At 69.6% G+C, this 24,560-nt stretch carries 19 protein-coding genes, 1 tRNA gene and 1 riboswitch; of the genes, 14 read left to right on the top strand and 6 right to left on the bottom strand.

The window, feature by feature from the left end; translation table 11 throughout:
- The first annotated feature begins 100 nt into the window (after positions 1 to 100).
- From ABZ656_RS14065 to ABZ656_RS14025, 9 genes are all read left to right on the top strand, one after another.
- The gene (locus ABZ656_RS14065; RefSeq protein ID WP_360267731.1) at positions 101 to 1,384 is read left to right on the top strand and encodes a cytochrome P450; all 1,284 of its coding nucleotides are present in this window, start codon (positions 101 to 103) and stop codon (positions 1,382 to 1,384) included.
- Between the two features lie 171 nt (positions 1,385 to 1,555).
- On the top strand, positions 1,556 to 2,569 hold the full coding sequence (locus tag ABZ656_RS14060; protein WP_101404633.1) for a transglycosylase family protein: 1,014 nt from the start codon (positions 1,556 to 1,558) through the stop codon (positions 2,567 to 2,569).
- A gap of 183 nt (positions 2,570 to 2,752) precedes the next feature.
- A riboswitch (cyclic di-AMP (ydaO/yuaA leader) is annotated at positions 2,753 to 2,916 on the top strand.
- 4 nt (positions 2,917 to 2,920) lie between these two features.
- The gene (locus ABZ656_RS14055; RefSeq protein WP_101404634.1) at positions 2,921 to 3,640 is read left to right on the top strand and encodes a transglycosylase family protein; all 720 of its coding nucleotides are present in this window, start codon (positions 2,921 to 2,923) and stop codon (positions 3,638 to 3,640) included.
- Between the two features lie 351 nt (positions 3,641 to 3,991).
- Positions 3,992 to 5,278, top strand: a complete 1,287-nt coding sequence (gene eno / locus ABZ656_RS14050) for a phosphopyruvate hydratase (protein ID WP_060897729.1) — start codon at positions 3,992 to 3,994, stop codon at positions 5,276 to 5,278.
- 101 nt (positions 5,279 to 5,379) lie between these two features.
- Complete coding sequence (locus ABZ656_RS14045; protein ID WP_101404635.1) at positions 5,380 to 5,856, top strand: septum formation initiator family protein; 477 nt, start codon at positions 5,380 to 5,382, stop codon at positions 5,854 to 5,856.
- A 91-nt stretch (positions 5,857 to 5,947) separates the two neighbouring features.
- The gene (locus ABZ656_RS14040; protein WP_101404636.1) at positions 5,948 to 6,484 is read left to right on the top strand and encodes a DUF501 domain-containing protein; all 537 of its coding nucleotides are present in this window, start codon (positions 5,948 to 5,950) and stop codon (positions 6,482 to 6,484) included.
- Positions 6,485 to 6,764: 280 nt separating this feature from the next.
- Positions 6,765 to 7,706 carry a Ppx/GppA phosphatase family protein gene (locus ABZ656_RS14035; RefSeq protein WP_101404637.1) on the top strand — a complete coding sequence of 314 codons (942 nt, stop codon included), beginning with the start codon at positions 6,765 to 6,767 and terminating at the stop codon, positions 7,704 to 7,706.
- Between the two features lie 485 nt (positions 7,707 to 8,191).
- Positions 8,192 to 9,592, top strand: a complete 1,401-nt coding sequence (locus tag ABZ656_RS14030; protein ID WP_101404638.1) for an NAD(P)/FAD-dependent oxidoreductase — start codon at positions 8,192 to 8,194, stop codon at positions 9,590 to 9,592.
- Between the two features lie 292 nt (positions 9,593 to 9,884).
- Positions 9,885 to 11,186 carry a cyclopropane-fatty-acyl-phospholipid synthase family protein gene (locus ABZ656_RS14025; protein WP_101404639.1) on the top strand — a complete coding sequence of 434 codons (1,302 nt, stop codon included), beginning with the start codon at positions 9,885 to 9,887 and terminating at the stop codon, positions 11,184 to 11,186.
- A gap of 106 nt (positions 11,187 to 11,292) precedes the next feature.
- Here ABZ656_RS14025 and ABZ656_RS14020 read toward each other — a convergent pair whose 3' ends face one another.
- Positions 11,293 to 13,821: an ABC transporter permease gene (locus ABZ656_RS14020; RefSeq protein WP_101404640.1), complete on the bottom strand. Its 2,529-nt coding sequence runs from the start codon at positions 13,819 to 13,821 to the stop codon at positions 11,293 to 11,295.
- 236 nt (positions 13,822 to 14,057) lie between these two features.
- On the bottom strand, positions 14,058 to 14,828 hold the full coding sequence (locus ABZ656_RS14015; protein ID WP_054237271.1) for an ABC transporter ATP-binding protein: 771 nt from the start codon (positions 14,826 to 14,828) through the stop codon (positions 14,058 to 14,060).
- Positions 14,829 to 15,241: 413 nt separating this feature from the next.
- On the opposite strand from ABZ656_RS14015, the gene ABZ656_RS14010 reads away from it, so the two are divergent.
- The 3 genes from ABZ656_RS14010 (at position 15,242) to ABZ656_RS14000 (ending at position 17,812) form a co-directional block, all read left to right on the top strand.
- Positions 15,242 to 15,324, top strand: a tRNA-Leu gene (locus ABZ656_RS14010).
- Positions 15,325 to 15,544: 220 nt separating this feature from the next.
- Entirely contained in the window at positions 15,545 to 16,720 is a 1,176-nt protein-coding gene (locus ABZ656_RS14005; protein WP_101404769.1) for a 4-hydroxybenzoate 3-monooxygenase, read from the top strand.
- 198 nt (positions 16,721 to 16,918) lie between these two features.
- Positions 16,919 to 17,812: a Bax inhibitor-1/YccA family protein gene (locus ABZ656_RS14000; RefSeq protein WP_101404770.1), complete on the top strand. Its 894-nt coding sequence runs from the start codon at positions 16,919 to 16,921 to the stop codon at positions 17,810 to 17,812.
- A gap of 104 nt (positions 17,813 to 17,916) precedes the next feature.
- Here ABZ656_RS14000 and ABZ656_RS13995 read toward each other — a convergent pair whose 3' ends face one another.
- Complete coding sequence (locus tag ABZ656_RS13995) at positions 17,917 to 18,147, bottom strand: DUF4287 domain-containing protein (protein ID WP_101404771.1); 231 nt, start codon at positions 18,145 to 18,147, stop codon at positions 17,917 to 17,919.
- A gap of 103 nt (positions 18,148 to 18,250) precedes the next feature.
- Between ABZ656_RS13995 and ABZ656_RS13990 the strand changes: the two genes are divergently transcribed.
- Positions 18,251 to 18,562 carry a hypothetical protein gene (locus ABZ656_RS13990; RefSeq protein ID WP_168492345.1) on the top strand — a complete coding sequence of 104 codons (312 nt, stop codon included), beginning with the start codon at positions 18,251 to 18,253 and terminating at the stop codon, positions 18,560 to 18,562.
- Positions 18,563 to 18,620: 58 nt separating this feature from the next.
- On the opposite strand, the gene ABZ656_RS13985 is transcribed toward ABZ656_RS13990, so the two are convergent.
- The 3 genes from ABZ656_RS13985 to ABZ656_RS13975 all read right to left on the bottom strand — a co-directional run bounded on the left by ABZ656_RS13985 (position 18,621) and on the right by ABZ656_RS13975 (position 22,443).
- Positions 18,621 to 19,406 (bottom strand): hypothetical protein, encoded by a 786-nt coding sequence (locus ABZ656_RS13985; protein WP_101404772.1) that lies wholly within the window; start codon positions 19,404 to 19,406, stop codon positions 18,621 to 18,623.
- 285 nt (positions 19,407 to 19,691) lie between these two features.
- Positions 19,692 to 20,912 (bottom strand): acetyl-CoA C-acetyltransferase, encoded by a 1,221-nt coding sequence (locus ABZ656_RS13980; protein WP_360267720.1) that lies wholly within the window; start codon positions 20,910 to 20,912, stop codon positions 19,692 to 19,694.
- A gap of 505 nt (positions 20,913 to 21,417) precedes the next feature.
- On the bottom strand, positions 21,418 to 22,443 hold the full coding sequence (locus ABZ656_RS13975; RefSeq protein ID WP_180362483.1) for an SGNH/GDSL hydrolase family protein: 1,026 nt from the start codon (positions 22,441 to 22,443) through the stop codon (positions 21,418 to 21,420).
- Between the two features lie 143 nt (positions 22,444 to 22,586).
- On the opposite strand from ABZ656_RS13975, the gene ABZ656_RS13970 reads away from it, so the two are divergent.
- Positions 22,587 to 23,981 (top strand): cystathionine beta-synthase, encoded by a 1,395-nt coding sequence (locus ABZ656_RS13970; RefSeq protein WP_101404775.1) that lies wholly within the window; start codon positions 22,587 to 22,589, stop codon positions 23,979 to 23,981.
- Positions 23,982 to 24,560: the final 579 nt, after the last annotated feature.

Below are 24,560 nucleotides of genomic sequence, written 5' to 3'. Positions count from 1 at the left end.
TCCCCCCTTTCTCCGGCATGCCGCCCCGCTCTTCCCCGCCCTTCCCCGGCTCCTCCCTCCGCCGTGCCGTCCTTCCCCTCCCTCCGGATACCGTCAGGGAGTGACCGATCAGCCGCCGCCGTTCAGCCCCGCTCCCGAACTCTTCACCTGGGAGTTCGCCAGTGATCCCTACCCCGCGTACGCCTGGCTGCGGGAGCACGCCCCCGTGCACCGGACGCGGCTGCCGAGTGGGGTGGAGGCCTGGTTGGTGACGCGGTACGCGGACGCCAAGCAGGCGCTCGCAGACGCGCGGCTCAGCAAGAATCCGGCGCACCACGACGAACCCGCTCACGCGAAAGGGAAGACGGGTATTCCAGGGGAGCGCAAGGCCGAGTTGATGACACATCTGCTGAACATCGACCCGCCGGACCACACCCGGCTGCGGCGGCTGGTCTCGAAGGCGTTCACGCCGCGACGGGTGGCCGAGTTCGCGCCGCGTGTGCAGGAGCTCACCGATCAGCTGATCGACCGGTTCGCGCAGAAGGGTTCCGCCGACCTGATCCACGAGTTCGCGTTCCCGCTTCCCATCTACGCCATTTGCGACCTGCTGGGCGTACCCCGCGAGGACCAGGACGACTTCCGTGACTGGGCGGGGATGATGATCCGGCACGGTGGCGGGCCGCGGGGCGGGGTCGCGCGGTCGGTCAAGAAGATGCGCGGGTATCTGCTCGAACTCATTCACAAGAAGCGGGAAGGCCTTCCGGATACGCCCGCGCCCGGTGAGGACCTCATCTCCGGCCTGATCCGCGCGTCCGACCACGGCGAGCACCTCACGGAGAACGAGGCCGCCGCCATGGCCTTCATCCTGCTCTTCGCCGGGTTCGAGACGACCGTCAATCTCATCGGCAACGGCACGTACGCCCTACTCACCCACCCCGAGCAGCGCGCGCGCCTCCAGAAGTCCCTCGCCGCCCACGAACGCGGACTCCTCGAGACCGGCGTCGAGGAACTCCTGCGTTATGACGGGCCCGTGGAACTGGCCACGTGGCGGTTCGCCACCGCGGCCGTCCGCATCGGCGGTCAGGACATCGCACCCGGCGACCCCGTCCTCGTGGTCCTCGCGGCTGCGGACCGTGACCCCGCGCGGTTCGAACGGCCGGACACACTCGACCTCTCCCGCCGTGACAACCAACACCTCGGCTACGGCCACGGCATCCACTACTGTCTCGGCGCCCCGCTCGCCCGGCTGGAGGGCCAGACCGCGCTCGCCACCCTCCTCACCCGTCTCCCCGACCTTCGACTCGCGGGAGATTCAGCCGATTTGCGCTGGCGCGGTGGTCTCATTATGCGCGGATTGCGCACGCTTCCAGTGGAGTTCACGCCTCCGGTACCGGTCTCGCGATAGCGGGCGACCATACACCCGCGGGCCCGCAAACCTGACACGCTCTCAACTCTGTGATCTTCACGTGATCTGCGCTGCATCGACTTGTGACAAGTGTTCGGGTGCGGATACGTTCACTCGTCAACGCGACTCACACGTCGCGTAGTCACCTGCTGTCACGCGAAAGGCTTCCGCATGCTCTCCGGGAACGGCCGCCATCGTCGCCCCCGTCAGGCCCCGGCCCTCATCGTCGCGGCAGGAGTGACCGGATCCGCCATCGCGATCCCGTTGCTCGGTGCCACCGGCGCGAGCGCGGCCGACGGCACCACGTGGGACCGGGTCGCCGAGTGCGAGAGCGCCGGCCAGTGGAGTGCCGACAGCGGCAACGGGTACTACGGCGGGCTCCAGATCAGCCAGGCGGACTGGGAGAAGTACGGCGGTCTCACCTACGCGTCGAGCGCCGACGAGGCCAGCCGCTCACAGCAGATAGCCATCGCCGAGAAGCTCCTCGACGACCAGGGCCTCACCCCCTGGCCGACCTGTGGACCGCTCTCCGGGCTGAGCAAGAACTCGGGCGACATCCTGGTCGACACGGGCGTGGCGAACGATTCGTCCAACGGATCGAATTCGTCCCGTTCGTCCCGTTCCTCCGCGACTTCGACTCCGTCTGCCTCGTCCGGCTCGACGTCCGGTTCGTCTTTGTCTGATTCGTCGTCGTCCGACTCGTCTTCGTCCGGTTCGTCCTCGAAGGCGACCGGGAACGCGACCGAGAACACGACGAAGGCCGACACCGGCGGCGGCGATCAGGGAGCGGACAACTCCGACACGGAATCGACGAAGGGCGACAACTCGGGCAACTCCGGCCAGGGCGACGACTCTTCCGGCGCGTCCGAGAACGCGACGGCCGGCGCCGGGCGCCACCGTGGCGGCGACGCGGACGAGAACACCACCGACAGCGCCGTGGACGGCCGCACCGACGACCCCTCCGGGCGGCACGCCTCGCGTGGCGCCGGCGCCTCCCGTGATGTCGTCGACGGCTCCTACGTCGTGCGCGCCGGAGACAATCTCTGGACCATCGCGGACGCCCTCGACCTCGAAGGCGGATGGGCCGAGCTGTACGACGCGAACAAGAAGACGGTCGGCGTCGACCCGAACCTCATCCTCCCCGGTCAGAGCCTTGCAGTTGGTGCTGAATCGGGCGAAAAGTAGGGGCAGTTCGCGTCATGGTTCGCTGTGTAATGTCCGGTTTGGCGCGAGTGAGAGATGGATCTCAAAGGCCCTGATCGTCTTTGGAATTCAGCCGATCGACTGCTTACGGTCATGACCGCTCGCCACAGCGGGCCCCGACGGTCGCCAACGCCGAATCCTGCCAACGGCCGTACGGGAACAGTCGACGCGTCAGCGCCGTAGGCAGGAGCGGGGGACCCAAGGTAAGTGCCGCACCCGGTAGTTGACCGGGAGCGGCTCGGGGTGAAGCCGAGCGCTCAGAGCGCACGGCCGGGCACTCACCCGCCCGAACCCGACAGCTCACCTCGCAGGCGTCGGTGAGGGGATCTCTCCATGCTGTTTTCCAGCAAGGGCAAGCACCGCCGTCCGACCGTTTTCAACCGGACCACCCGTGTCGCCACGCTCGCCGGTGTCACCGGTGTCGCCATCGCCGCTCCGCTGATGGCGGCCGGCAACGCCTCCGCCGCCACCGCCTCCGAGTGGGACGCCGTCGCCCAGTGCGAGTCCGGCGGGAACTGGTCCATCAACACCGGCAACGGCTACTACGGCGGTCTGCAGTTCTCGGCCTCCACCTGGGCCGCGTACGGCGGCACCGCGTACGCCGCGACCGCCGACCAGGCCTCCAAGTCGCAGCAGATCACCATCGGCGAGAAGGTCCTCGCCGCGCAGGGCAAGGGCGCCTGGCCGACCTGCGGCACGGGCCTGTCGGGCGCCGCGTACACCGGCGGTGCGAGCACCCCGTCGACTTCGTCTTCCTCGAACAGCTCCTCGTCGAACAGCTCGCCGAGCACCAGCACGGCCACCCGCTCGACGGACACCGCGGCCTCCCGTTCGGCGTCCCGACCGGCCGCCGAGAAGACCGTCTCCACCCCGACCGGCAAGAAGGTCAAGAAGGGTGACGGCGAGTACAAGGTCGTCAAGGGTGACAGCCTCAGCTCGATCGCCGAGAAGAAGAAGGTCAAGGGCGGCTGGCAGCAGCTGTTCAAGCTGAACAAGGACATCGTCGACGACGCCGACTTCATCTACCCGGGTCAGCGGCTTCACCTCGGCTGATGATCGGCAGCTCCACCTCAGCCGAATGACAGGTCCCTCATGAAAGGGGTCTCCACACTGGAGACCCCGATGAGGGTCACCCCCGTCCCCACGGGCCCCCCGCTCCGGTGCGTGTTCCCCCGTATGCACCGGAGCGGGGTTTTTCATGTCCGGCGTTTCGTGCCGAGCGTTTCGTGCCGAGCGTTTCGTACCCGGATTTCGGTACCCGTTTTTGTTCCGTTCTGGAACAATGTGTACGTTCAGTTCTGCCCAAGGGGTGGGCGACCGGCTGGCCGATCCCCCCGAGGCGGTTAGGCTCATGTCGCGAAGCCATCACAGGCTCCGCGTACCCGCGTCACATCCCAGAAGGAGATGCTCGTGCCGTCCATCGACGTCGTCGTAGCCCGGGAAATCCTGGACTCCCGAGGCAACCCCACGGTCGAGGTCGAGGTCGGCCTCGACGACGGCAGCACGGGTCGTGCCGCCGTTCCGTCCGGCGCGTCCACCGGCGCCTTCGAGGCCATCGAGCTGCGTGACGGTGACCCCAACCGTTACGGCGGCAAGGGTGTCGAGAAGGCCGTCCTCGCCGTCATCGAGCAGATCGGCCCGGAGCTCGTCGGCTACGACGCCACCGAGCAGCGCCTGATCGACCAGGCGATGTTCGACCTGGACGCCACCGACAACAAGGGCTCGCTCGGTGCCAACGCCATCCTCGGCGTCTCGCTCGCCGTCGCGCACGCCGCCTCCGAGGCGTCCGACCTCCCCCTCTTCCGCTACCTGGGCGGCCCGAACGCGCACCTGCTGCCCGTTCCGATGATGAACATCCTGAACGGCGGCTCGCACGCCGACTCCAACGTGGACATCCAGGAGTTCATGATCGCCCCGATCGGCGCGGAGTCCTTCTCCGAGGCCCTGCGTTGGGGCGCCGAGGTCTACCACACCCTCAAGAAGGTGCTGAAGACCAAGGGCCTGTCCACCGGCCTGGGTGACGAGGGCGGCTTCGCCCCGAACCTGGAGTCGAACCGCGCCGCGCTCGACCTCATCCTCGAGGCCATCAAGCAGGCCGGTTACATCCCCGGTGAGCAGATCGCGCTCGCGCTCGACGTCGCCGCGTCCGAGTTCTACAAGGACGGCAAGTACGAGTTCGAGGGCAAGTCCCGCTCGGCCGCCGAGATGACCGAGTACTACGAGGAGCTCGTCTCCGCGTACCCGCTGGTCTCCATCGAGGACCCGCTGTACGAGGACGACTGGGCCGGCTGGAACGTCATCACCGAGAAGCTGGGCGACAAGGTCCAGATCGTCGGCGACGACCTCTTCGTCACCAACCCGGAGCGCCTGGCCCGCGGCATCGAGGAGGGCTCCGCGAACGCCCTGCTCGTCAAGGTCAACCAGATCGGCTCGCTGACCGAGACCCTGGACGCCGTCGAGATGGCCCAGCGCAACGGCTTCAAGTGCATGATGTCGCACCGCTCCGGCGAGACCGAGGACGTCACCATCGCCGACCTCGCCGTCGCGGTGAACTGCGGCCAGATCAAGACCGGTGCCCCGGCCCGCTCGGACCGTGTCGCCAAGTACAACCAGCTGCTGCGCATCGAGGAGATCCTCGACGACGCTGCGGTGTACGCGGGCCGCAGCGCCTTCCCGCGCTTCAAGGGCTGACACCCGCCGAGGGTCAAGCCTTAGCCAGTCGTACGTACGTCCCCGTACCCGGTCCCGTACCGTGTCCGGGGACGTACGCGCGTGTGAACGGGAGGCGGGACATGGCCGTGAAGGACCGGGACCGGTTCTCCACCGCGACCAGGCTGAAGCTGCTCGGCGAGCAGACGGCGGCCCGGGTCTACCGCTCGCAGACCAAGCGCCAGGCCCGCCGCTCGCGCCTGACCGGCCGCGCCGCGCTGCTGGCTCTCGTACTCTGTTCTCTGATCGTGGCCCTCGCGTACCCGATAAGGCAGTACGTGTCCCAGCGCGCCGAGATCGCCGATATGGAGCGGCAACAGGAGCAGGCCCGCGCCCGAGTCGAACAACTGCGCGACCTCAAGGCGCGCTGGCAGGACGACGCGTACGCGAAGCAGCAGATCCGGGAACGGCTGCACTATGTGATGCCGGGCGAGACCGGATACATCGTGATCGACCCGGACGCGGCGAAGCAGTCGCGTACGGATCTGAGGGTGGCAGCCCGCCCCTGGTACGCCAACGTGTGGGACGGCGTCGACAAGTCGGACCACTCCGACCGGTGAGCTGATGGCCGGTGACCTGACGACCGGTGACCTGACGACCGGTGAACCGGTGAACCGGTGAATCGAAGAAGAAAGAGACTTGAGCACAGGCATGGAAACGCCCCCGCCGCCCACCCCGCGCACCGAGCCGACCGACGCGGACGTCGAGGCCTTCAAGCAACAGCTCGGCCGGCCGCCGCGCGGGCTGCGGGCGATCGCGCACCGCTGTCCCTGCGGTCAGCCGGACGTGGTGGAAACGGCGCCCCGGCTGCCGGACGGTACGCCGTTCCCGACGACGTACTACCTGACGTGCCCGCGCGCGGCCTCCGCGATCGGCACGCTGGAGGCCAACGGCGTCATGAAGGAGATGACGGACCGGCTGGCGACCGATCCCGAGCTGGCCGCCGCGTACCGGGCCGCCCACGAGGACTACATCGCGCGGCGCGATGCCATCGAGGTGCTCGCGGGCTTTCCGAGCGCCGGCGGGATGCCGGACCGGGTGAAGTGTCTGCATGTGCTGGTGGCGCACTCGCTGGCCGCGGGGCCGGGGGTGAATCCGCTGGGCGACGAGGCGATCGCGATGTTGCCGGAGTGGTGGCGCAAGGGTGCGTGCGTGGTGACGGCGGAGTCGCCGTCCGAGGGAGAGTGAGGGGGCAGCGCCCCCTCCTCCCGGTGCGTGTTCTGTCTGCGGGTGGGTGGAGGTCGGGCGCGTGGTTCACCACGCCCCCCAAGGCGGGGCTTCGCCCCGACACCCGGCCTGCGCCGAGTGCTTTGTCCGCGGGTGGGTGGGGGTTGAGCGCGCGGTTCCCCGCGCCCCTGGGGGGTGGGCGCGCGGTTCCGTCCGCCCCTGAAGGGCCGGGGCTTCGCCCCGGGTCCCCGGACCGCTCGCACGTCGTCGAACCGAATTCACGAGCAGGAGACAACAACCGATGACCAGGGTCGCCGCCATCGACTGCGGTACGAATTCGATCCGCCTCCTCGTCGCCGACGCGAACCCGGCGACGGGAGAACTCGTCGAGCTGGACCGCCGGATGACGATCGTCCGGCTCGGCCAGGGCGTCGACCGCACCGGACGCCTCGCCCCCGAGGCCCTGGAGCGCACCTTCGCGGCCTGTCGCGAGTACGCGGCGGTCATCAAGGAGCACGGCGCGGAGCGACTGCGCTTCGTGGCGACCTCCGCCTCCCGCGACGCGGAGAACCGGGACGAGTTCGTGCGCGGCGTGCTGGACATCCTGGGCGTCGAGCCCGAGGTCATCACCGGTGACGAGGAGGCCGAGTTCTCCTTCATCGGCGCGACCAAGGAACTGACGGGCCGGGACGACCTCGCCAAGCCCTACCTGGTCGTGGACATCGGCGGCGGGTCCACCGAACTGGTCGTGGGCGACGACCACGTGCGCGCCGCCCGCTCCGTGGACATCGGGTGCGTACGGATGACCGAGCGGCACCTCGTGCACGACGGGGGCGTCAGCGACCCGCCGACCCCCGCCGAGACCGAGGCCGTCCGCGCCGACATCGAGGCGGCCCTCGACCTCGCCGAGCGGACGGTCCCGTTGCACGAGGCCCACACGCTGGTCGGCCTCGCGGGTTCGGTCACCACGGTCGCGGCCATCGCGCTGGACCTCCCCGCCTACGATTCGGCCGCCATCCACCACTCCCGGTTCCCGTACGAGAAGGTCCGCGAGATCACCGAGCGGCTACTGGCCTCCACTCACGCCGAGCGCGCCGCGATCCCTTCCATGCACCCGGGGCGCGTCGACGTCATCGCCGCCGGCGCCCTCGTCCTGCTCGCGATCATGGAGCGGATCGGTGCGGCGGAGGTCGTGGTGAGCGAGCACGACATCCTGGACGGGATCGCGTGGTCCATCGCGTGAGGGGCTGACCGCGGGGCCGAGGGGTGCCGTTTCCGAGTACGGCATTGAAGTGAGGGAGTCTTTGCTACCCGCTGGTAGCCTCCCTTGAGCAGGTCGGATAACGTATGAGCGCGCCCGGGGGCCATTCGGACCCTCTCGGCGACACGCCGCCGGAAAAGTTCGTGAAGTTCTTCACAAGGAATTCGGCCCTGCGGGGGGACGATGAGCCCGCTTGGGTGCTCTCGGGGGGCTCACCAGGCTCGGGAGGGTGCTCAACGGAGCGTTCCGGGAGTGTTTCCGGCGGGTGAAGCGGAAGGGCGGTTCGACCGGTTCGGATACCCGGAGCGGCAGCTCACGCGGTGTTGACAACGGTCGCCACTACACGGTGGTTCCCCCTCGCCGCCATGACCTGGGTCACGTGGGCGGCGCAGTGTAGCAGAGGCCCCACCCAAGCTTGTGAAGGGGCGCACGAGCGACCCCCCAGGGGCGGGTGGATACTCGATGGCATGAGCACCACGGAGCGTCCCAGGATCCTCGTAGTAGGCGGTGGGTACGTAGGCCTGTACGCAGCTCGGCGCATTCTCAAGAAGATGCGCTACGGCGAGGCGACCGTCACGGTCGTCGACCCCCGGTCGTACATGACCTACCAGCCCTTCCTCCCCGAAGCCGCCGCCGGCAGCATCTCCCCTCGGCATGTCGTCGTCCCGTTGCGACGCGTCCTGCCCAAGGCGGAGGTCCTCACCGGCCGGGTCACCACCATCGACCAGGACCGCAAGGTCGCCACGATCGCCCCCCTCGTGGGCGAGGCGTACGAGCTGCCTTTCGACTACCTCGTCATCGCGATGGGCGCGGTCTCCCGCACCTTCCCGATCCCCGGCCTCGCCGAACAGGGCATCGGTATGAAGGGCATCGAGGAGTCCATCGGCCTGCGCAACCACGTCCTCGAGCAGCTCGACAAGGCTGACTCGACCACCGACGAGGACATCCGCCGCAAGGCGCTCACCTTCGTCTTCGTGGGCGGTGGCTTCGCGGGTGCGGAGACCATCGGCGAGGTCGAGGACATGGCCCGTGACGCGTCGAAGTACTACACCAACGTGTCCCGCGAGGACATGCGCTTCATCCTCGTCGACGCCGCGGACAAGATCCTTCCCGAGGTGGGCCCCAAGCTCGGCCAGTACGGCAAGGAGCACCTGGAGAGCCGTGGCGTGGAGATCTACCTCTCCACCTCCATGGACTCCTGCGTCGACGGCCACGTCGTGCTGAAGAACGGCCTCGAGGTCGACTCCAACACCATCGTGTGGACGGCCGGCGTCAAGCCGAACCCCGTCCTCTCCCGCTTCGGCCTGCCGCTCGGCCCGCGTGGTCACGTGGACACCCAGACCACCCTCCAGGTGCAGGGCACGGACTACATCTGGGCCGCCGGCGACAACGCCCAGGTGCCGGACGTCGCCGCGCGCAAGGCCGGGGTCGAGAACGCCTGGTGCCCGCCGAACGCGCAGCACGCGCTCCGTCAGGCGAAGGTCCTCGGCGACAACGTGGTCTCCGGTATGCGGGGCTTCCCGCAGAAGGAGTACTCGCACTCCAACAAGGGCGCTGTCGCGGGTCTCGGCCTGCACAAGGGCGTCGCGATGATCGTCATGGGCAAGATGAAGATCAAGCTCAAGGGTCGTCTGGCGTGGTACATGCACCGCGGCTACCACGGGCTGGCGATGCCGACGTGGAACCGTAAGATCCGGGTCTTCGCCGACTGGACGCTCGCGATGTTCCTCAAGCGTGAGGTCGTCTCGCTCGGTGCGATCGAGACTCCTCGTGAGGAGTTCTACGAGGCTGCGAAGCCGGCGCCGGCCGCGGCCGCCGCGGCTCCGGCCGTCGCCGCCAAGACCGAGGAGAAGGCCAAGGCCTCCTGACCTCCGGTCACCTGCTCGTCCCTGAGGGACCTCCCGCCATCCGTGGTGCGGGAGGTCCCTTCGGCGTTGTTCGGCTGCGGACCGGCAGGGGCTGGTCGAGCAGTTCCCCGCGCCCCTGGAAGCCTCGGGGCGTCCGGCGTTCCGGAGCGCGCGCCCGTCCACCCGCCCGAAAGAACATGGTGAATACAAGTATTTTGCTCAGCTGTAACGCGGAAGGGGGACTGCGCACGAGGCCAGTTGGTGTTTACGTGGTGTTGGAGCGTTCGGGAGTGTTGTCTCGGAGGTGTACGCCATGCAGGACGCCGCGCTGCGGCTGAAGAGCCTTGTCGAACAGTTGGTGGGGGCCCCGCTCCCGATCCGCATCCGCGCCTGGGACGGCTCGGAGGCGGGCCCTCCCGGCGCACCCGCCGTTGTCGTACGAAATCGGCGCGCCCTGCGCCGGCTGCTGTGGAAACCGGGTGAGGTGGGGCTCGCCCGGGCCTGGGTCGCGGGGGACCTGGGAGTGGAGGGCGACCTCTACACCGCGCTCGACCTGCTGTCGGGGCTCGTCTGGGACCGGGGCGAGGACGCGCGAGGCGTCGCGGAGGCCCTGCGCGATCCGGAGGTACGGGCCGCCGTCCGCGGACTGGTGAAGATGGGCGGCCTCCCGTTGCCGCCCAGCCCGCCCCAGGAAGAGGTGCGCAGGCGCCGCGGCCACCTCCACACCAAGCGCAGCGACCAGCGCGCCATCAGCCACCACTACGACGTGGGCAACGACTTCTACGAGCTCGTCCTCGGGCCCTCGATGGTCTACTCGTGCGCCTACTGGGAGGACGGCGGCATCCTCGAGGACGCCCAGCGCGACAAGCTGGAACTCATCTCGCAGAAGCTCGGTCTGAGGCCGGGGCAGCGGCTCCTCGACGTCGGCTGCGGCTGGGGCTCCATGGCGATCCACGCCGCCCGCGAGCACGGCGTGAGCGTCGTCGGGGTCACGCTCTCGCACGAGCAGGCCGCGTACGCCCGTAAGCGCGTCGCGGACGAGGGACTGACCGACCGGGTGGAGATCCGGGTGCAGGACTACCGGGACGTCGCCGACGGGCCGTACGACGCGATCTCCTCCATCGGCATGGCCGAACACGTGGGCGCCGAGCGCTACCTGGAGTACGCCGAGGTGCTGTACCGCCTCCTCGAGCCGGGCGGGCGGTTGCTCAACCACCAGATCGCACGGCCGCCCCGGCGGGACGAATCGGCGTACGACGTCGACGAGTTCATCGACGCGTACGTCTTCCCGGACGGCGAGCTCGCGCCCATCGGCACGACCGTCACCCAGCTGGAACGCGCCGGGTTCGAGGTCCGCGACGTCGAGTCGATCCGCGAGCACTACGCCCTCACACTCCGCCGCTGGGTCGGCAACCTGGAGGCGCAGTGGGCGCGGGCCGTGGCGCTCACCAGTCCGGGCCGCGCCCGTGTCTGGCGTCTCTACATGGCGGCTTCCGCGGTCGCCTTCGAGCGCAACCGCATCGGCGTCAACCAGGTACTGGCGGTCAGGACCCCCGAGCCCTCCGGCGCCTCCGGAATGCCCCTGCGGGCCAGAACCTGGAACCCCGCCCACTGAACATCGCCGGTCGGCATCGGCCGCTGACGCAGTCCGCCCGTGCAACGGCCGGGGCCCCGTTCCGATCCGGAACGGGGCCCCGGCGTTCGTGACCGGTCCCGCGCCGCTACTCCGACTTGATCGCCGACAGCATGTTCAGGCGGGACGCCCGGCGGGCCGGCCACAGCGCGGCCAGCACGCCGACCGTCCCCGCGAGGAGCAGGAAGAGAGCCATCCGGTCCCAGGGCAGCACCAGCTCGTACGTCGACATCTTGCTGCCGACGAGCTCGCCGGCCGCCCAGCCGAAGAACACGCCCAGGCCGATGCCGAGCACGCCGCCGAAGAGCGAGATGACCAGGGACTCCAGGCGGACCATCCGCTTGATGCCCTTGCGGTCGAGGCCGATCGCGCGGAGCATCCCGATCTCCTGGGAGCGCTCGAAGACCGACATGGCCAGGGTGTTGATGACACCGAGGACGGCGACGACGACCGCCATGGCGAGCAGGCCGTAGAGCATGTTCAGGAGCAGGGTGAACATCTGCGCGATGTTGTTGGAGATGTCCTTCTTGTCCTGGACCTGGATGGCCGGGTTGTCGCCGAGGGCCTTCTCCAGCTTGTTCTTCGTCGCGTCGGACGTGCCGCCGGCCGTCTTCAGCATGACCTGCATGTCGGCGACGTCCGTCAGGTGCGGGGAGAGCGTCGCGTTGTCGACCATGATGCCGTTGATCATCATGTTGCCCTGGTAGATCCCGGCGATGGTGAGGCGCTGCTTCTTGCCGTCCTCGTAGGAGACCGCGAGGTCCGAACCGGCCTTCCATCCGTGCGACTTGGCGGTGTCGTCGTCCACGACGACCTGCGTGCCGCCGACCTTGAAGGCGCCCTCGTCGAGCGTGAGGTCGGTGAGCTTGGCGATGGACTCGCCGTTGACGCCCGCCAGCATCTCGGACGTGCCGTCGATGCGCGAAGGGGAGGTGCGCAGGGGGCTGGTGTCGGTGACACCGTCGAGGCCGGCGAGGGTCTTCGCGACCTCCGGGGAGAGGGGGACGTGGTTCGCCATCGACACGACGTAGTCCGCCTTGATCGCGGAGCTGGCCATCTTGTCGATCGACTTCTGCAGGCTGCCCGCCATCACCGTCATACCGGTGATCAGGGTGAGGCCGATCATCAGGGCGGAGGCGGTGGCGGCCGTACGACGCGGGTTGCGCACCGAGTTCTGGCGGGCCAGCTTGCCGGAGACCCCGAAGGCCCGGAGCACCGGGGCCGCGGCCGCGATCAGGGGGCGGGAGAGCAGCGGGGTCAGCACGAAGACGCCGATGATGAGAACGACCGCGCCGAGACCCATCGGGGCCTGGCCGTCCGAGCCGCTCATGGTCGTCGCGTACAGGACGACGGCGATGCCGGCCGCGGCGAACAGGGCGCCGATCGTGTTCCGTACGACCAGGGACTTCGTCGACGCCTGCGCGTGCACGCTGGTCATCGCGGCGACCGGCGGGATCTTCGCGGCGCGACGGCCGGGCAGCCAGGCGGCCAGCATGGTGATGAGGATGCCGACGAGCAGGGCCGTGGCGATCGTGCCGGGCGAGATCACCAGCGGGCCGTCCGGGACGGTGGCGCCGAGCGAGCCCATCAGCGAGCGCATGCCCGCGCCGATGCCGATACCCGCGAGCAGACCCGCCACCGCGGCGACCGCGCCGACGACGAAGGCCTCGACGAGCACGGAGCGGGTGACCTGGCGGCGGGACGCGCCGACGGCGCGCAGCAGCGCCAGTTCCTTGGTGCGCTGGGCGACCAGCATGGTGAAGGTGTTGGCGATGATGAACGTACCGACGAACAGCGCGATGCCCGCGAAGACCAGCAGGCCCGTCTTCATGCCGCTCATCGCGGAGGCGATCGCGCTCGCCTGGTCGTCGGCGAGTTGCTTGCCGGTGGTGGTGGAGGCGACGCCCTTGGGGATGACCTGGTCGAGGGCGGCGCGCAGGGCGGTCTGGCTGGTGCCGGACGCGGCCTTCACGTCGATCTCGTCGTACTCGCCGACGCGGTGGAAGAGCTGCTGCGCGGTCGCCGTGTCGAAGAGGGCGAGGCTGCCGCCGGCCGCGACGTTGCCGTCGTCGGTGGTGAAGACTCCGGCGACGGTGGGCTTGAGGACGGGGCCGTCGACGGAGAGCCGTACGGTGTCGCCGACCTTGTAGCCCGCGCGCCTGGCGGTCTCCGAGTCGATCGCGACCTCGTTCTTGCCCTTCGGCGCGTGGCCGCTGGTCAGCGGGTAGCGGGCGTCCTTGCTGCCCCAGTAGTTGCCGCCCTGCGACTGGAAGCCGCTGCCGACGAGTTTGCCGTCCTTGTCGGCTATCGCGGTGAAGCCGGTCACGACGCCCACGGTGGTTCCGGCGCCGGGGGCCTCGGAGGCCTTCTCGAGCAGTGCCTGCGTGAGCTTCTGCTCCTTGCCGACCTTGTCGCCCTTGTCGTCCTGGGTCTTGGGCTGGATGGCGACGTCGACCTGGTCGAAGCCCTTGGCGGAGCTCTTCTGGTAGGCGTCGGAGATGGTGTTGGTGAAGACCAGGGTGCCCGATACGAACGCCACGCCGAGCATTACGGCGAGCACGGTCATCAGGAGCCTGGCCTTGTGCGCGAGCACGTTGCGCAAGGCGGTTCGGAACATGGGGTTTCTCAGTCCAGGAGGGTGAGGCGGTCGGCAGGTGAAGTGTGTGGCCCTGTCTGCGGACCGGTGAGGGCTGGGCGCGCGGTTCGCCGCGCCCCTTATGGGCGCGCTGCGCGCATCTTTCAGCCCGTCCGGCGTTTGAGGACGAGGCCGTTCAGGCCGATCGGGGGTCTGGGGGCGGAGCCCCCGGGTCGAGGATGGGACGGGTAGGGGCGGCGGGGGCGAGTTGCCCTCGGTCAGCTGGTGCGGCCCTTGGCGTCGAACTGCTTCATGCGGTCCAGGACGGAGTCCGCCGTCGGCCCGTACACCTCGTCCACGATCCGTCCGTCCGCGAGGAAGACCACCCGGTCCGCGTACGCCGCCGCGACCGGGTCGTGGGTCACCATCACCACGGTCTGTCCCAACTCCCGTACCGAGTTGCGCAGGAAGCCCAACACCTCCGCACCCGAGCGCGAGTCGAGGTTTCCGGTCGGTTCGTCGCCGAAGATGATGTCGGGCCGGGAGGCGAGCGCGCGGGCGACGGCGACGCGCTGCTGCTGGCCGCCGGAGAGCTGGGAGGGCCGGTGGCTGAGGCGGTCGGAGAGACCGATCATCGTGATGACCTTGTCCAGCCACTCGCGGTCGGGCTTGCGGCCCGCGATGTCCATCGGGAGGGTGATGTTCTCCAGGGCCGTCAGCGTCGGCAGCAGGTTGAACGCCTGGAAGATGAAGCCGATCTTGTCCCGGCGGAGCTTGGTGAGCTGCTTGTCCTTGAGGGAGCCGAGCTCGGTCTCCCCGATGCGCACGGAGCCGGAGGAGAAGGTGTCGAGGCCCGCCACGCAGTGCATCAGCGTGGACTTGCCGGACCCCGAGGGGCCCATGATGGCGGTGAACTCGGCCTGCCGGAAGTCGACGGAGACCCGGTCGAGGGCGACCACCTGGGTCTCGCCCTGTCCGTAGACCTTCGACAGTTCCGTGGCGCGGGCGGCCACGGTGGTGGCCCGGTCGGCGAGGGGCGTGCTGGTCACGGGAGGGTGCTCCTGTCGGGACGACGGCGTTTTCGGGGACGTGTCCCATCCTCGCGGCCGTTTTGCGCCTTGGAGTCAGCCGCTGTTCCGGTTCAGGGGGCAGCCTCGGGTCGGACCGCGGACGGTCTTGTCATACCTGGGGATGAGGGCGCGCCCTGAGCGCTCCCTGAGTGCTTCCTGAGCGCCGGCCGGGTACGACTCCTGTGAGTGCGTCCGTTCGGACGGTGAAATTCCGTCATTCCGTATACGCGGGTCCGTGCCGCCCGAAAGGCTATTGGCAAGTGCGGATGGCCCGTACCGGGGGCTGATGCACCCTCAGACGTCAATAAAATAAGACAACATCGGTTCGCTCGTCCGTTGTTCGAGGGATGCGTCCCGATAGGCTCGGAACCTCGATGCGGAGCCCATGGCCTGCCCGGATGGTGGAATGCAGACACGGCGAGCTTAAACCTCGCTGCCCCTCGCGGGCGTACCGGTTCAAGTCCGGTTCCGGGCACCTCCGACCCTTCTGTCCTTTTGCGTCCCTCAGGGGCGTCTTCGGCGACTTCATCGTGAACCGTTGACAGCAAGCGCGTGCCGTCGCAAACTCCCGTCAGTAAATGGTGAAGTAATTTTCACCAGACGAACAACGCGCCAGGCGAACAAGCACTGGACGAGCAAGCACTGGGCGAACAGGCCGCACTGCGGGCTGAGCGGAACGCGAAGGGGCGTGCCGGATGCGTACCACCGTCGGAATCATCGGAGCCGGGCCGGCCGGCCTGCTGCTGGCGCGGTTGCTGCACAACGCGGGGATCGACTCCGTAGTGCTGGAGAGCCGCGACCGGGCGTACGTCGAGCAGCGGCAGCGCGCCGGGATCCTGGAGCAGGGGACGGTGGACGTGCTGCGGGCCGCCGGGGCCGGCGGGCGGATGGACCGGGAGGGGCTGCGGCACGACGGGATCGAGCTGCGGTTCGCGCGGGAGCGGCACCGGGTCGACTTCCCCGCCCTGACCGGCGGCAGCTCCGTGATGGTGTACGCCCAGACGGAGGTCTGCAAGGACCTCATCGCGCTCCAGATCGAGGAGGGCGGCCCGCTGCTCTTCGAGGCCGAGGCGCTGGCGGTGGAGGGGGCGGAGAGTGAGCGGCCGCGGGTCCGCTTCCGGCGCGAGCGGCGCGAGGACGTACTGGAGTGCGATTACGTCGTCGGCTGCGACGGGTTCTGGGGGGTGGCCCGGCAGGCGGTGCCCGTCGAGCACTCCCGTGTCTTCGAACGGACGTACCCCTTCGGCTGGCTCGGGATCCTCGCCGACGTGCCGCCCTCCCACGACGAACTGGTCTACGCCCGCCACGACCGCGGCTTCGCCCTGCTCAGCATGCGCTCGCCCGCCGTCTCCCGGCTCTACCTCCAGGTGCCCGAGGGCACGGACGCCGGTTCGTGGGCGGACGAGGAGATCTGGGACGAGCTGGAGCGGCGCCTCGAGACCGCCGACGGGTGGAGTCTGGAGCGCGGGGCCATCACCTCCAAGTCCGTCACCCCGATGCGCAGTTACGTCCACGAGCCCATGCGGCACGGGCGGCTCTTCCTCGCCGGGGACGCCGCCCACATCGTTCCGCCGACCGGTGCCAAGGGACTCAACCTCGCCGTCGGTGACGTGGTGACGTTCGCCCGCGCGTTGGTCCACCTGGAGGAGACCGGATCGGCGGAACGTCTCGACGCGTACTCCGAGACCTGTCTGCGCCGCGTCTGGCAGGCCGAGCGGTTCTCGTACGACATGACCACCCTGCTGCACCGCGCCCCGGACGCGACCCCCTTCGAGGACCGCGTCCAGCTGGCCAGGCTGCGCCGGATCGCCACGTCGCGGGCGGCCGAGGCGGACCTGGCGGAGGGTTACACCGGGTTTCCTCTGGACTGATCGCCGCGGAAGTCCCGACACCCCGTCAAGCAGGGCGTAAGGGCCCTGTCACGGCTTGGTACCAGTGCGCGCGGGCCGGGAAACACACGCGTACCTTGGCAGCGTGAGGGAAAGATCCTCCCCAAGCAGTAGGGTCGATCCTTTGCCTACCCATTACCCTTGAGCCAAGGCCGCGCACGGTGGCCATGGAGGAGTGAAATGAGGAGCAGCAACCCGGTCTTCTCGCGACGGGGGTTCAGCCGCGACAACGGCTACGCGGGATTCAACGCGGCGCCGCAGGCCGGGGGACCCGCTGTCGGCACGCAGGCCAATCCGTACGCGCAGGGCGGCAACCCCTACGCGCAGAACCCCTACGCGCAGAACCCTTACGCCCAGCAGGACCTGCAGCACGGCGCACCGCCGCAGGCCCCGGTCTCCACCGGCCGGATGACGATGGACGACGTCGTCATGCGCTCGGCCATGACGCTCGGCACCGTCACCGTGGGCGCGATCCTCGCCTGGGCGCTGCTTCCGGTGTCCAGCACCAGCTACGGGCTGGCCATCGGCGCCGCGCTCGTCGCGTTCGTCCTCGCGATGGTGCAGTCCTTCAAGCGCACGGCCTCGCCCGCGCTGATCCTCGGTTACGCCGCCTTCGAGGGCGTCTTCCTCGGGGTCGTCAGCGAGATGTACAACAGCCGGTGGAGCGGCGCGCCCTTCCAGGCCGTGCTCGGCACCATGGCGGTGTCCGGAGCGACCCTCCTCGTCTACAAGGCGGGCTGGGTCCGTGTGACCGCGCGGTACGCACGCATCGGTATGACCATCGCGATCGCCTTCGTGGTCGTCATGGCGGTCAACCTGCTGCTCGTCGTCTTCGGCGTTGCGGGCGACGGTGGACTGCGCAGCATGGGCCCGCTGGGCGCGATCGTCGGCATCCTGGCCATCCTGATCGGCGCGTTCTTCCTGACCCTCGACTTCAAGCAGATCGAGGACGGCATCGCGTACGGCGCGCCGAAGGAGGAGGCCTGGCTGGCCGCGTTCGGCCTGACCATGACCCTCGTGTGGATCTACATCGAGATGCTGCGGCTGGTCGCCATCTTCAGCGGCGACGACTAGCCGAGCCCACCGGCCGAACGGGCCGGTGACCGGCCTGAAGGGCCCGCGAACCATCGGTTCGCGGGCCCTTTGCCATGGGGATGCCTGGTCCTGGTGGTGCGCGCTCAGAGCAGTTTGCGCGCGGCCCTCCTCAAGTCGTACTCATGAATGATCGCCTTGGCGTGGCCGTACGCGAGGTTGTGCTCGGCGCGGAGCCAACTGACCTTCTCCTCGAAGCGGAAGAGGGCGGGGCCTTCGTCGACGGTGCGCAGCCAGTCGGCGACTTCACGACCGGTGCAGTGGGGAATGCGGGCGAGCAGATTGCGGTGGGTCTCCTGGGAGAACACTTGGGACATCGGCGCCTCCGGACGCAATGGGGTGTAAGCCGGTCCTTCACGCCACGGTGCCTGAGGGTTCGGTTGTTGGCAACAGTCCCGTCGCGGCGCGTAGTCTCGCGGCGTGCTTGATACGACGCCGCTGACCCGAGCCGTGGACCACTTCGCCGACCGGTTGCGGGCCGCGCCGCAGAGCCGCCTGCAACGGGGGGCCGCCGCGGAGGCGCTGGGGCTGGCCAGGGAGTTGGCGCGGTGGGCGCAGCGTGTGGAGGACCCCGCGGCGGAGCCTTTCGAGATGCCGGACGCGGGGATGTTCGCCGTCGCCGATCAAATCACCGTCGCGGCGCATGATCTGGCGGTCGTCCTGAGGGACGAGAGAGAGCTGGCGGAGGCGGTGGTGCTGGTGGAGGAGGCGCAGAAGAGAGCCGGGGTGTGACGCCGGACAGGGACTTACAGCGACCTGCGGGGACCTGCCCACAGGGACCTACAGGGACCTACAGGGACGCTATGACCCTGTCCGCCAGGATGTAGATGTTCTCCTCGCCGCAGGCGAAGGTCAGGGCGTAGGCGCCGGAGACGCCGGAGCCGCCGAGGAGGACCGGGGTTTCACCGGCGCGCAGGGCCGCGGCCAGCCGTTCCGCGGTTTCGCGGTGGCCGGGGGTCATGCACAGGGTCGTACCGTCGGCGAAGACGTAGACGTCGAGGGTGCCGAGCGGGCCGGGGCGGACGTCCGCCAGCTCCGTGCGGGACTCGGCGAGCTCCTCCAGGCAGGACACCGTGCGCTCATGGTCGTTCACGACGGGTGACTGGACCGGGACGAAGTCCGGGTGCGAGGGGTGACGGCGGCGGGCCGCGGCCAGTTCGGGCGAGTCACCCGCGTACTCGTCGGCGTCGAGGCCCGCCTCGGTGACGGGCTCCAGGGGCTCCAGGCTCACGAAGTCCGACTCGCGGGGCATGAACAGTTCGCTGTCGGGCAGACCGAGCAGCGAGGGCGCGTCCGAGGCGTCACGTGCCTCCTGGGCGGCCCAGAACGCCCGTGCCTCGGCGAGCTCCCGCTCCCGCTCCTCGGCGAGTGCCTCGGCGACGGCAGCGCGTATCTCGTCCGTGTCCGCGGCCGAGCGCGCCGCCGGTACGAGGCCGTGCGTGACGGTCGTGGCGCGGCTCTCGGCCAGCTCGTCGTGCAGGGCCGCGATCTGCCGGCGCAGACCCTGCAGGGTGCGCAGAACGGCGACGCCCACGGCCGCGGTCGCGGCGGTGGTGAGCAGCAAAGCAATCGGCATGGCGCTCACTGACGTACTCCCGGTTCAAAGTCGACCCCCCGACTTCCTACATCAGCTTGAAGGGCGGACCATCCTGCTGTCAGTGCGTAACGTCACGAATAGGACAGGACTTTGGCCCTCAGGTTTAGTCGCGCAGCGGCTCTGACCTGCGTAAATCCCTCTCCGGGGGGAGATAGGTCACATCTTGGGGGGGATTGGATCACAAATCGGCCCAGAGTCCCGGTGGTTACCGGGCTCTGGGCCGATTCGGTCACGCTGGGCTCAGCGGTGGTCACCCGTACGGAACTAGCTGAGGCGCTCGATGACCATCGCCATGCCCTGGCCGCCGCCCACGCACATCGTCTCCAGGCCGAACTGCTTGTCGTGGAACTGGAGGGAGTTGATGAGCGTGCCGGTGATGCGGGCGCCGGTCATGCCGAAGGGGTGGCCGACGGCGATGGCGCCACCGTTCACGTTCAGCTTCTCCAGCGGGATGTTCAGGTCGCGGTAGGAGGGGATCACCTGGGCGGCGAAGGCCTCGTTGATCTCGAAGAGGTCGATGTCGTCGACGGTCAGGCCGGCGCGCTGGAGGGCCTGCTTGCTGGCCTCCACCGGGCCGAGGCCCATGATCTCGGGGGAGAGACCGGTGACGCCGGTCGACACGATGCGGGCGAGCGGGGTGAGGCCGAGCTCGCGGGCCTTCGTGTCGGACATGATCACGAGGGCGGCGGCGCCGTCGTTGAGGGGGCAGCAGTTGGCGGCCGTGACCATGCCGTCGGGGCGGAAGACGGGCTTGAGGCCCTGCACGCCCTCCAGCGTCACGCCCGCGCGCGGGCCGTCGTCCTTGCTGACGACCGTGCCGTCGGGGGTGGTGACCGGGGTGATCTCGCGCTCCCAGAAGCCTTTCTTGATGGCTTCCTCGGCGAGGTTCTGGGAGCGGACGCCGAACTCGTCCATGTCCTGGCGGGTGACGCCCTTGATGCGGGCGAGGTTCTCGGCGGTCTGGCCCATCGCGATGTAGGCGTCCGGGACGAGGCCGTCCTCGCGCGGGTCGTGCCAGGTCGAGCCCTCGGACTGGGCCACGGCCTCGGTGCGGGCCTCGGCCTCCGCGAAGAAGGGGTTGCGCGTGTCGGGGAGGGAGTCGGAGTTGCCCTTGGTGAAGCGGGAGACCATCTCGACGCCGGCCGAGATGAAGACGTCGCCCTCGCCGGCCTTGATGGCGTGCAGGGCCATGCGGCTCGTCTGGAGGGACGAGGAACAGTAACGGGTGATGGTGCAGCCCGGGAGGTGGTCCATGCCCATCTGCACGGCGACGATGCGGCCGAGATTGTTGCCCTGCTCGCCGCCGGGGAGGCCGCAGCCGAGCATCAGGTCGTCGATGTCCTTGGGGTCCAGCTCCGGGACCTTGGCGAGAGCGGCCTGAATGATCGTGGCGGTGAGGTCGTCCGGGCGGAGGTCCTTGAGGGAGCCCTTGAAAGCGCGGCCGATGGGGGAACGGGCGGTCGAGACGATCACGGCTTCGGGCATCACGGCTCCATGGGCGCTATGGGGTGGACGGGCAGGGCTGCTTGGGAAGTTACCCGCCCGTACCGCGCGGGTCACCGCTCCGGCGGTGTGACTAGGACCGCATTTCTAAGCGCTTGCTTTCCTCGCCTCGGTCGCTGGAGGCATTCAGGGGCGCGGGGATCCGGGGTGCGGCCCCGGCCCAGGGGCGCGGGGAACTGCGCGCCAAGCCCCCACCGGCCGGCGTCCGAAGAAAGCCGGGCGGGCCGGGAGCCGGGGTGACGCCCCGTCCTGGGGGCGCGGGGAACCGCGCGGCCGGCCCCGACGCGCCCGCGGCGGCAGGACACCCCCTCGGCGGCACCCGGTGTCTCAAGCGTCCGGTGTCTCACGCGGACGGTGTCTCACGCGGACGGTGTCTCAAGCGTCCGGTGTCTCAAGCGTCCGGTGTCTCAAGCGTCCGGTGTCTCACGCGGACGGTGTCTCACGCGGACGGTGTCTCAAGCGTCCGGTGTCTCACGCGCCCGGTGTCTCACGCGGACGGCGTCGGCGCGGGAGCCGGGTCCGTGGCGGGGACGCGCCGGCGCCGGCGGCGCTTGAGGAGGGCCCACGGGCCCCGCGGCCCCGTGGGCATGGCGGCCGTGACCTCCGTGCCCGGCTCGGACGCCGCCTCCGCCGCGGCCCGCGCGACCGGCAGGAAGCCCTCGCGACGGGAGACGTCCGGGCGTTCCTCCTCGGCCGGCCAGAGGCCCAGCGCCGCACAGACGGTGGGCAGGACGGCCATCGCCGCCGTCGCGTACCCCTCCGCCGAGGGGTGGTAGTTGTCGGGGCCGAACAGCTCGCGCGGATTCGCCTCGAACTCGGGGCCCAGCAGGTCGCCCAGCGAGACGGTACGGCCGCCCTGCTCGACCGCGCCGATCGTCTGCGCGGCGGCGAGCTGGCGCGAGGCGCGGCGGGCCAGCCAGCGCAGCGGCTGCTGGACCTGCTCGACCGTGCCCAGGTCGGGGCAGGTCCCGACGACGACCTCCGCCCCCGCCGTACGCAGCCGTCGCACCGCGGCCGACAGATGGCGGACCGACCGTGTCGGCGGCATCCGGTGGGTGACATCGTTGGCGCCGATCATGATCACGCAGATGTCCGGTACCCGCGAGGTGTCCGCGAGGGCGACCGCGACCTGCCGGTCGAGGTCGTCGGACTGGGCGCCGGGCAGCGCGACGTTGCGCATCTCGACGGGGCGTTCGGCGACCGCGGCGAGCCCGGACGCCAGCAGCGCGCCGGGCGTCTGGCGGGCCCGGTGCACGCCCTGCCCGGCCGCGGTCGAGTCACCCAGCATGGTCAGCCGCAGCGGCGGCCCGTCCTGCACGGCGTACGCGTACCCGTAGAGACCGTCGGCGCGGGGCGCGTGCGCGTGCCCGTTGCCCACATGGCGCTTCGCCAGCTGCACCTCGGCCAGCACCACCCCGACCGCCGCGGCACCGACCAGCCCGATCCCGCCGCCGCCGTACGCCGCGCCCGCCGCGATCCGCCGTGCCACCCTCGCCCTCGACAAGCTCGACATACGTCGCCGCCACCTCCTCGTAGCCGTACAACCACTGCTTGCCCCGTGGAGCAGGTCGGCCAATCTCAACGGCGAGTGAACCGTCACCCAGGGCCTTAGGCTGACGGGACCATTCCTGTTAAAACGCAGCTCCGGAGACAACGGTGCAATTCCACGACTCGATGATCAGTCTCGTCGGCAACACCCCGCTGGTGAGGCTCAACAACGTGACCGGGGGCATCCAGGCGACCGTCCTGGCGAAGGTCGAGTACTTCAACCCCGGCGGGTCCGTGAAGGACCGCATCGCCCTGCGCATGATCGAGGCCGCGGAGGAGAGCGGGGCCCTCAAGCCCGGCGGCACGATCGTCGAGCCGACCAGCGGAAACACCGGGGTCGGGCTGGCCATCGTGGCCCAGCAGAAGGGCTACAAGTGCATCTTCGTCTGCCCCGACAAGGTGAGCACCGACAAGATCAACGTGCTGCGGGCGTACGGCGCCGAGGTCGTCGTCTGCCCCACGGCCGTCGACCCGGAGCACCCGGACTCGTACTACAACGTCTCCGACCGGCTGGTCCGTGAGACGCCCGGCGCCTGGAAGCCCGACCAGTACTCCAACCCGAACAACCCCCTCTCGCACTATCACTCCACCGGCCCCGAGCTGTGGGAGCAGACGGAGGGGCGGATCACCCATTTCGTGGCGGGCGTCGGCACCGGCGGCACGATCTCCGGGACCGGGCGCTATCTGAAGGACGCGAGCGACGGCAAGGTCAAGGTCGTCGGCGCCGACCCGGAGGGGTCCGTGTACTCCGGCGGGTCCGGGCGGCCGTACCTCGTCGAGGGTGTCGGTGAGGACTTCTGGCCGACGGCCTACGACCGGACGGTCGCGGACGAGATCGTGGCCGTGTCCGACAAGGACTCCTTCCAGATGACGCGGCGGCTCGCGAAGGAGGAGGGGCTGCTCGTCGGCGGCTCCTGCGGGATGGCCGTGGTCGCCGCGCTGCGGGTGGCCGAGCGGCTGGGACCCGACGACGTCGTGGTCGTGCTGCTCCCCGACAGCGGGCGCGGTTACCTCAGCAAGATCTTCAACGACGAGTGGATGGCCGACTACGGGTTCCTGGAGGACTCCGGCCCGAGCGCGCGCGTCGCTGACGTCCTGAACGACAAGGCGGGCGGCACCATCCCCTCCCTCGTCCACATGCACCCGGACGAGACGGTCGGCGAGGCCATCGAGGTGCTGCGCGAGTACGGCGTCTCGCAGATGCCGATCGTCAAGCCGGGCGCCGGTCACCCGGACGTGATGGCCGCCGAGGTCGTCGGGTCGGTCGTCGAACGGGAGCTGCTCGACGCCCTGTTCACCCAGCGCGCCTCGTTGCAGGACCCGCTGGAGAAGCACATGTCGGCGCCGCTGCCGCAGGTCGGCTCCGGCGAACCGGTCGGCGACCTGATGTCCGTGCTCGGCAGCGCCGACGCGGCGATCGTGCTCGTCGAGGGCAAGCCCACCGGTGTCGTCAGCCGCCAGGACCTGCTGTCCTTCCTCGCCAAGGGCGGCGCCAAGCAGTAGGAGCGCACGGGCGCCCCGCGGGCAAGAAGGCGCCGGTCGGGGCGATTTCCGCAGGTGGCAGGAGGATATTTCCCGAAGTTCCCCTCCTGAGGGGGATCTTCCTGCCTTTCGGCAGGGAACTTCGCGGAAGTGGTACGAGCGCGTCACGTCCGCGCAGCACCCGCTTAACACGGGTCCGGCACATTAGTGGGTGTCGGCAGGGCGGGAGCGGCTCCCCGCCCCGGCCGACACCAAAACGGCGCCAAGGACCTCCGGAGCGGCTCCCGGACCTCCATGGACGCCACGGACGCGCAAGCCCGGCCCTGACCCGGCCCGCGTCCCTCGCGGGGACCGCCGTCGTCCCGCCCCCCGGTAACGGGGGTGCGGCGGTCCCCGCGCAACACGTGGAGAGGGCCCGGCACCTGTCACAGGCGCCGGGCCCTCTCCACGTGCACGACGATGTACCGCGCTCCAGGCCCCGCGTCTGCGGCATGATCCACCGGACAGGCCTAGGTCCTGTCGTCAAATTCCCGTCGTCCGCCCGGAGGGCGGGCCCTGCGGCGTCAGGTGCGTGCTCTCGGCGTGCCGGGCACAGGCCCT

Source organism: Streptomyces sp. NPDC007095 (assembly GCF_040634475.1).
GTDB lineage: Bacteria > Actinomycetota > Actinomycetes > Streptomycetales > Streptomycetaceae > Streptomyces.
The sequence above is the reverse complement of the archived record's forward strand: the minus strand, read 5'-3'. Positions and strand labels throughout refer to the sequence as shown.

Excerpts from the sequence above, each read along its gene's own strand:
- ABZ656_RS14060 (WP_101404633.1), top strand. The coding sequence starts at position 1,556 with ATGCTCTCCGGGAACGGCCGCCATCGTCGCCCCCGTCAGGCCCCGGCC.
- ABZ656_RS14055 (WP_101404634.1), top strand. The coding sequence starts at position 2,921 with ATGCTGTTTTCCAGCAAGGGCAAGCACCGCCGTCCGACCGTTTTCAAC.
- eno (WP_060897729.1), top strand. The coding sequence starts at position 3,992 with ATGCTCGTGCCGTCCATCGACGTCGTCGTAGCCCGGGAAATCCTGGAC.
- ABZ656_RS14045 (WP_101404635.1), top strand. The coding sequence starts at position 5,380 with ATGGCCGTGAAGGACCGGGACCGGTTCTCCACCGCGACCAGGCTGAAG.
- ABZ656_RS14040 (WP_101404636.1), top strand. The coding sequence starts at position 5,948 with ATGGAAACGCCCCCGCCGCCCACCCCGCGCACCGAGCCGACCGACGCG.
- ABZ656_RS14035 (WP_101404637.1), top strand. The coding sequence starts at position 6,765 with ATGACCAGGGTCGCCGCCATCGACTGCGGTACGAATTCGATCCGCCTC.
- ABZ656_RS14030 (WP_101404638.1), top strand. The coding sequence starts at position 8,192 with ATGAGCACCACGGAGCGTCCCAGGATCCTCGTAGTAGGCGGTGGGTAC.
- ABZ656_RS14025 (WP_101404639.1), top strand. The coding sequence starts at position 9,885 with ATGCAGGACGCCGCGCTGCGGCTGAAGAGCCTTGTCGAACAGTTGGTG.
- ABZ656_RS14020 (WP_101404640.1), bottom strand. The coding sequence starts at position 13,821 with ATGTTCCGAACCGCCTTGCGCAACGTGCTCGCGCACAAGGCCAGGCTC.
- ABZ656_RS14005 (WP_101404769.1), top strand. The coding sequence starts at position 15,545 with ATGCGTACCACCGTCGGAATCATCGGAGCCGGGCCGGCCGGCCTGCTG.
- ABZ656_RS14000 (WP_101404770.1), top strand. The coding sequence starts at position 16,919 with ATGAGGAGCAGCAACCCGGTCTTCTCGCGACGGGGGTTCAGCCGCGAC.
- ABZ656_RS13995 (WP_101404771.1), bottom strand. The coding sequence starts at position 18,147 with ATGTCCCAAGTGTTCTCCCAGGAGACCCACCGCAATCTGCTCGCCCGC.
- ABZ656_RS13985 (WP_101404772.1), bottom strand. The coding sequence starts at position 19,406 with ATGCCGATTGCTTTGCTGCTCACCACCGCCGCGACCGCGGCCGTGGGC.
- ABZ656_RS13980 (WP_360267720.1), bottom strand. The coding sequence starts at position 20,912 with ATGCCCGAAGCCGTGATCGTCTCGACCGCCCGTTCCCCCATCGGCCGC.
- ABZ656_RS13975 (WP_180362483.1), bottom strand. The coding sequence starts at position 22,443 with ATGTCGAGCTTGTCGAGGGCGAGGGTGGCACGGCGGATCGCGGCGGGC.